The 6,199-nt window shown below is 69.3% G+C and carries 5 protein-coding genes; 2 read left to right on the top strand and 3 right to left on the bottom strand.

What is annotated here, in order from left to right:
* Positions 1–601: 601 nt before the first annotated feature.
* Positions 602–3,142, top strand: coding sequence for a Helicase associated domain protein (locus AB0H32_RS30660; protein ID WP_361127036.1), 2,541 nt, complete (start codon positions 602–604; stop codon positions 3,140–3,142).
* Positions 3,143–3,211: 69 nt separating this feature from the next.
* On the opposite strand, the gene AB0H32_RS30655 is transcribed toward AB0H32_RS30660, so the two are convergent.
* On the bottom strand, positions 3,212–3,553 hold the full coding sequence (locus tag AB0H32_RS30655) for a hypothetical protein (protein WP_361127034.1): 342 nt from the start codon (positions 3,551–3,553) through the stop codon (positions 3,212–3,214).
* A gap of 320 nt (positions 3,554–3,873) precedes the next feature.
* Here AB0H32_RS30655 and AB0H32_RS30650 point away from each other — a divergent pair, with 320 nt between their 5' ends.
* Positions 3,874–4,911: an ArsR family transcriptional regulator gene (locus tag AB0H32_RS30650; protein ID WP_361127031.1), complete on the top strand. Its 1,038-nt coding sequence runs from the start codon at positions 3,874–3,876 to the stop codon at positions 4,909–4,911.
* 28 nt (positions 4,912–4,939) lie between these two features.
* On the opposite strand, the gene AB0H32_RS30645 is transcribed toward AB0H32_RS30650, so the two are convergent.
* Together AB0H32_RS30645 and AB0H32_RS30640 are read right to left on the bottom strand one after the other, a co-directional pair.
* The gene (locus tag AB0H32_RS30645; RefSeq protein WP_361127028.1) at positions 4,940–5,119 is read right to left on the bottom strand and encodes a hypothetical protein; all 180 of its coding nucleotides are present in this window, start codon (positions 5,117–5,119) and stop codon (positions 4,940–4,942) included.
* Positions 5,120–5,363: 244 nt separating this feature from the next.
* The gene (locus AB0H32_RS30640) at positions 5,364–6,194 is read right to left on the bottom strand and encodes a dienelactone hydrolase family protein (RefSeq protein WP_361127025.1); all 831 of its coding nucleotides are present in this window, start codon (positions 6,192–6,194) and stop codon (positions 5,364–5,366) included.
* Positions 6,195–6,199 lie beyond the last annotated feature (5 nt).

Genomic DNA, 6,199 nt, shown 5'->3' with positions numbered 1-6,199 from the left:
CTCGTCGGACTCCCGCTCCGCGGGAGCGAGGCAGTCCGCTGCGCTCCCTGCTAAATCTGCGGGCGGAGCCCGCAGATTGACGCTCCCTCCGCTGCGCTCCAGGAGCGAGGCCGCTCCGCGGCTCCGGCTGGGCGGAGCCCAGCCGGAAGCGGCCATCGCTGCGCGCTGGCCGCAACCCCGCACTCCGTGCGGGGCAACGGGCCACGCTCCGCGCGGCCCGAGCTGGCAGCAAGGGAGGGGCGGTGGGGTGAGTCGCGCGAAAGGCCGGTCGAGTCGGGGGGCACGGGGGCAGAGTGACGGGACGTCAGGCTACTTTCAGGAGTGGCCATAAGGTCGCAGTAACAGAATTCAGTCGCGTTTGAGCGGTTTACCTGGTCCCGGATGCTTCAGTTTGAAGCATCCGATAGACTCTGGACTCAGATAGCAGCATCGTTAAGGGAGCGAGGCTGGTTTTCGATCACCCTTACCCGCTACTGGTCCGAAGTTTGTGCCCCGGTCAGGTGAGGTTCACCATAGTCGATCACAAGCCGTCTACGTGCAGGTTTCCTGTTACCTGCCGCGTGATCCCCCATGCTTGGCTCCCAGGAGAAGGAAGATCAGAATGGCAGTGAGGGATCTCCGTCCCCATCAGCGGGAAGCCGTGGACGCGGTACTGCGGAAGATCGAATTGCCTGCACGATCGACTGTGCCTGAGCGCGGACTCCGCACTCAGGTGATCATGGCAACCGGAACAGGCAAGACCCTCGTGGCCACCCGGAGCGCTGACGAGCTGCGTGCGGGCCGCGTGCTGGTGCTCGTCCCCTCGCTGGATCTGCTCGCCCAGACCGAGGCCGCGTGGCGCGAGGGAGGCCGCACGGGCCCGATGATCGGGGTGTCCTCCCTGCGCGGTGAGGAAGCGGCTTTCCCTAACACCACAGACGTGCAGGAGCTGGTCGACTGGGCACGGCCGTTCGACAAGGTCACCGTGTTCGCCACATACGCCTCGCTCGGCCTCGGCACGCTGGAGCGCGCCCACAAGGCCGGCCTTCCGGGCTGGGACCTGATCGTGGTCGATGAGGCGCACCGGACATCGGGGCGGCTGGGCAAGCCGTGGGCCGTCGTCCACGACAACACCCGCATCCCGTCCCTGCGCCGCCTGTACATGACCGCCACGCCCCGGCTGTGGCAGCTGGACGAGGACCAGGAGCAGGGCGTGCCGGGCGAGCTGGTGGCGTCGATGGAGGACGATGCGGACGGTCCGTTCGGGACTCGCTGCTACACGCTGACGCTGTCGGAGGCGATCGACCGCGGGATCTGCGCGCCGTACCAGGTGGTGTGCGTGGACATCACCGACACCCAACTCCAGGCCGCGCAGCTCCTGGGCGCTGAGGGCCGCTCGGACAAGGTCCGCGGAGCCCGGCTCGCCACGCTCCAGACCGCCCTGATGAAGGCATCCTCGGAGGAGAACTTCCGGCGCACGCTCGTCTTCCACCACGTCGTCAAGGAGGCCGAGGCCTTCGCGGCCGGCCTCCCCCACGTCGCCGCGCAGCTGCACGCCGCGGACCCCGAGCTGTACCCCAAGACCATCTGGGCCAACTGGCTGTGCGGCGAGCACAAGCCCAACCACCGGCGCCGGGTGCTGGGCGAGTTCGCAGCCGGGATCGCCACGGACGGCACGGTCGTGGAAAAGGGCTTCCTGGGCTCAGTGAAAGTGCTGGGCGAGGGCGTCGACACCAAGAACTGCGACTCCGTCTACTTCGCCGACGTACGCGGCTCCATGCCCGACCTCGTCCAGGCCGTCGGCCGCGCACTGCGCATGCAGCCCGGCGAGGGGAAAGTGGCCAGCCTGGTCGTGCCGGTCCTGCTCGGCCCCGGGGAGACGGCCGACAACATGCTCACCTCCCGGGCGTTCGGCGGGCTGGCGAAGCTGCTGGAAGCACTCAGGGCGCACGACGCCCGCGTCGTGGAACAACTGGCCGAACCCCAGACCCAAAGCCGCTCCAAAGGCGTACAGACACGCAGCAGCAGCCAGGAAGACGAAGGAACCGACAGCGACCGAAGCGACCGGCTGTCGGTACCAGCCCAGGCCCTGCTGAAGTTCTCCACTCCGCGCGACCCGGCCACCCTCGCCGCCTTCATCAACCTCCGCGTCCTCAACCCCGAACACGCCCACTGGCGCCGAGGCGTGGAGGCCGCCGTCATCTACGCCCGCCAGCACGGCGACCTGAAGGTGCCGTTCACGTACCGCGTGCCCGGCGGTGACGACCAGGCGGTGGAGGCCGAGGGGTGGCCGGCCTCGCTCGCCAACTTCCCGCTGGGGCAGTGGATCGCCGACGCCCGCCGCTTCTACGCCCGCGGGAACATGGACACCGACCGCATCGAGCAGCTGGAGAAGCTCGGCATGGTGTGGTCGCACTTCGACGTCGCATGGGAAGAAGGACTCGCCGCCGCGCGCGGATGGGCGGCCGAGGCCGGCCACCTCCTGGCCCCGACCGACGCCACACACCAGGGCTACCGGGTAGGCATCTGGCTCAAGAACGCGCGGGCCGCCGCCCGCAAGGCTGCCGAGATCGAGCAGCGGCGTACCGAGGGCCTGCCAGTATCGGCGACCGGGGCGCTGTCAGAGGAACGGCGCGAACAGCTGGAGGACATCGACCCCTCGTGGTGCCCGGCCTGGCCGGTGGAGTGGCAGCGTGCCTTCCACCTCGTCCGGCTCCACTTGGAAGCCGGCGGTGCCCTGCCGATGGAGCCGGGCGACGTCGTACACCAAGGCGAGGACCTGGGGCGGTGGGTGCGCTCGGTGCGGCTCGGCTGGGGTCGGCTCACCAACGTGCAGCAGTGGATGTGCGAACACATCCTGGGCATCGAGCCCACCACCGAGGACGAGAAGCCGAAACCGCGCCAGACGCAGGCCGACAAGTGGGCCATGAACTTCGCGGCCGCCAAGCAGTACTACGAGCGCGAAGGACACCTCAAGGTCCCGCGCAAACACACCGAACGGATCACCGTGGGTGGCGGTGCCGAGGACGGTGGCGGCGGCGAGAGCCAGGAGGCCCGGGATCTGAAGCTGGGGGCATGGATCAGCAACCAACGGAGCAGAGCCGCGACGCTGTCGCCAGACCGGGTGGAGCAGCTGTCCGCCATCGGCATGCGCTGGACATAACCGCATTGCGGTCGTCGTTTTGGGGCCCGTGCCGATCGGTGCGAGCCCCAAAGCATTTCGCGGAAGGCGTCACCCTCCACAGTCGTAGGCGTAGTTGGCCTTGCCTCCTGCCAGGCTCCAGGTGAACCGGACCGTCTTTCCCGCCTCAATAAAGCCGCACCCCGGGTCCGGCCACCTGTCGACTTGGATGGTCGCGTGTACGCGTCGTGCACAGTTGTTCTTCACGTCGGCCCACTTGGCGTACGGCGTCACCGTGTACTGGCCCTGGGCCGCGATGGGGGCACAAGGAAGCCTCGCCACGTCCGCCTCTGCAACTGCCGCGTCTGCCGCGGGCGCGACGAGCCCGATGGTGAGCAGTGATGCTGCGGCAGCTGCTGTGACACGAGCCGCAGTACGGATGATCTTGCGCATAGTAGTCCTTCCGGGATGTGCGCCAGCGGGCGTTGTTGCCCGCTGGCGCAGTTGGTTTGGCCGCCGTCCCCGCGTGGGCAGGGATCGCCGACGTCCCCTTCGCTCCAGCCGGGACGAAGCCAGCGGCATGAGAGATCGCAGTCTTTCGGGTGGTGTGTGAGCGGTGTTGCCGGAGGAGCTCCCCCGGTCCCCCGCCTCCGGCAACACCCACTCACCTGCAAGAACACCGACGTAACCCGGCTTCCGGGATCCGGCGGCGCCTTGCACTGAAAGTCTGGGGCCCGGCTGCACCCGGCCGAACTCTTTTAGGCTCCAGCTCAATGGTTGCGACGCTCAGCTTTCGCCTTGAGGTCACCGATCTCTCGGCAACTTCGTTCGCCTGCAGTCCGCTCACCGAAGCGGTCCTGAGTCTGCGGACCTGGGTTAACCCGCCGGCAAAATACCCCTGGCACCAGGCCTGGCTCCGGCACATGCGCCCGAAACTGCAGGAGCTCGACGTCGAGCTCCTGCGTTCATTGATCGCGCCGCCGGGATACTCTCCTGACTGCCTCACACCACGGCCCACCCGCCCGTGGACCGGGTTCACCGAAGGGCTGGACATCGTCCGGAACACACCGCCGGACATCGTGCAGCGCGACATCGAGATCGCCTATCGCAGCGCCGGATACCCTCTGCCACGAGTCCTCCGAGAGGCCATCCGCCAGCCGGACGAGCTCTTGCAGCGCATCACCAGCGCCCTGCAGCAGTACTGGAGCCGCTGCTTGGAACCAGCCTGGTGGCCTCGGGCCCGATCGGTCCTGGCCGCCGACATCGTCCACCGTGCTCGCACGCTGGCCGAGCGCGGCGCCGACGGCCTGTTCGCCGACTTGGACCCCCGGATCAGCTGGCGCGACGGGATCCTCACGATCCGCGACGAGAACCTGCGGCCAGACTTCTTCGACAGCTGTTCGGGCCTGGTAGAAGTCGGCGGACGAGGCCTCGTCCTCAACCCCTCGCTCTTCGCCAGGGGAGCGTTCCCCGAAATCATCCCCGACGGCCCGCCGGTCATCGCGTATCCCGCGCGAGGCCGAGGCGATATGGCCGAATACAGTGTGGCCGAAGGCTCACCGACACTGCGCAAACTGCTGGGAGCGGCGCGTGCACAACTGCTGGTGCTGCTCAGTGAACCGGTGACGACCTCAGGTCTCGCACAAAGACTCGGTGTCACACCCGGTGCCGTCAGCCAGCACCTGTCCATCCTGCTGGCGGCGGGGTTGGTCACCCGTGCCCGACACGGCCGCAACGTCCTTTACGAGCGCACCCCCCTGGGCACCCAGCTGTGCCAACCCGACACGTGGCCCCGGAAGGGACAGGGGTGACCCGGCTCCAGTGATCACAGGGGTCCCGTCACGGCTTCTCAGAAGTCAGGCGGCGCTGAACTCGGGCGCGGCCACCACCCGCCTCCACCCACTGGGGGCCGCCCAGGACGGCCTTGGGATCGCCGATGACCGCGCCCTGGAGAGCCACGATCAACTCGTGGTCGCTGCAAGCGGTGCCGAGGGCCTCGTCCCGGCCCTGGATATGCACGGCGGCTCTCCGGCCGCCCGGATGGGAGGGCCGGTATACGGCAATCGGCGCATTGACCCCGCTCCCAGCCTGCTCCCGGCCGATACATGCAGCGAGCCAGCCGGGCCCGGTCAGGGAGGGTCGCCGGTCCGGTCGAAGGGGGCCGGGCCGCCGAGGCGCGAGTCGTACAACGCCCGGCTGCCATCAGGCTCGCCCTCTCGTCGTCTGCGCCCGGCCGTGGATGGGACCAAGCCCCCGGGCCCGGTCAGGTGGCGGGCGACGGCCGGTTCCCGTGCGGGTGCAGGCGGTCGGTGAGGAAGGCGAGGATCTCGTCGCGGGCCCGGACCGTGGGGTGGCCGGCCTCGTCGACGAGATGGGCGGTGACGACGCTGTGCGGGGTGCCGACCAGGTCTGCGAAGAAGGGCGACGGGGCCGGGTTGGCGGCGCTGTCCGGCAGGACGCGCCCGTCGAAGGCATCGCCGAGCAGCGCGCGGTAGGCGGCGAAGCGCTGCCCCGTGCACCAGCGGTCGCCCTCGAAGCGGTAGGCGAGGACGGTGAGTTGGTCGCGGTCGAGGCGGTCGCGCACCGCGCGCGCGTCGGCCGCGTCGAGTTCGAGTCCGCCGGGGTCGTCGAGCGGCAGCGACGGGTGGTTGACCACCGGGGCGATCACCGCCGTCTCCAGGGCCATGGTGAGGGCGAAGTTACCGGTGAAGCACAGGCCGATTGCACCCACCCCCGGCCCACCGCATGCGGTGTGGGCCTGGCGCGCCAGGCCGCGCAGCCAGAGGGTCACCGGGCTGGTGCCGCCCCCGGCGAAGGCGCGGAACTCCGCGCTGACACAGGCGCGGCGGACGACCTCGCGTCCTGCCTCGACCGTGGGAAAAGCGCCGTCTGTCCCGAACAGGGAGGGCACATGGACGGTGAAGCCCGCGTCCCGCACCCAGCGCGCGAGCCGCAGGACGTCGGGGCTGATGCCCGGCATCTCGGGCAGCACCACGACCGCGGGCCCGGCCCCGGCCACGTACACCGTCTTCTCCGCCCCCTCCACGGCCACACTCCAACGGGAGAAGTCGGTGATCGGATCGTCGTCGCTCATAGGGG

This window comes from Streptomyces sp. NPDC020362, assembly GCF_040642095.1.
Classification (GTDB): domain Bacteria; phylum Actinomycetota; class Actinomycetes; order Streptomycetales; family Streptomycetaceae; genus Streptomyces.
The sequence above is the reverse complement of the archived record's forward strand: the minus strand, read 5'-3'. Positions and strand labels throughout refer to the sequence as shown.

Bases quoted from the DNA above. Each gene is read 5' to 3' on its own strand.
- AB0H32_RS30640 (WP_361127025.1), bottom strand. From the start codon at position 6,194: ATGAGCGACGACGATCCGATCACCGACTTCTCCCGTTGGAGTGTGGCC.
- AB0H32_RS30660 (WP_361127036.1), top strand. From the start codon at position 602: ATGGCAGTGAGGGATCTCCGTCCCCATCAGCGGGAAGCCGTGGACGCG.
- AB0H32_RS30650 (WP_361127031.1), top strand. From the start codon at position 3,874: ATGGTTGCGACGCTCAGCTTTCGCCTTGAGGTCACCGATCTCTCGGCA.
- AB0H32_RS30655 (WP_361127034.1), bottom strand. From the start codon at position 3,553: ATGCGCAAGATCATCCGTACTGCGGCTCGTGTCACAGCAGCTGCCGCA.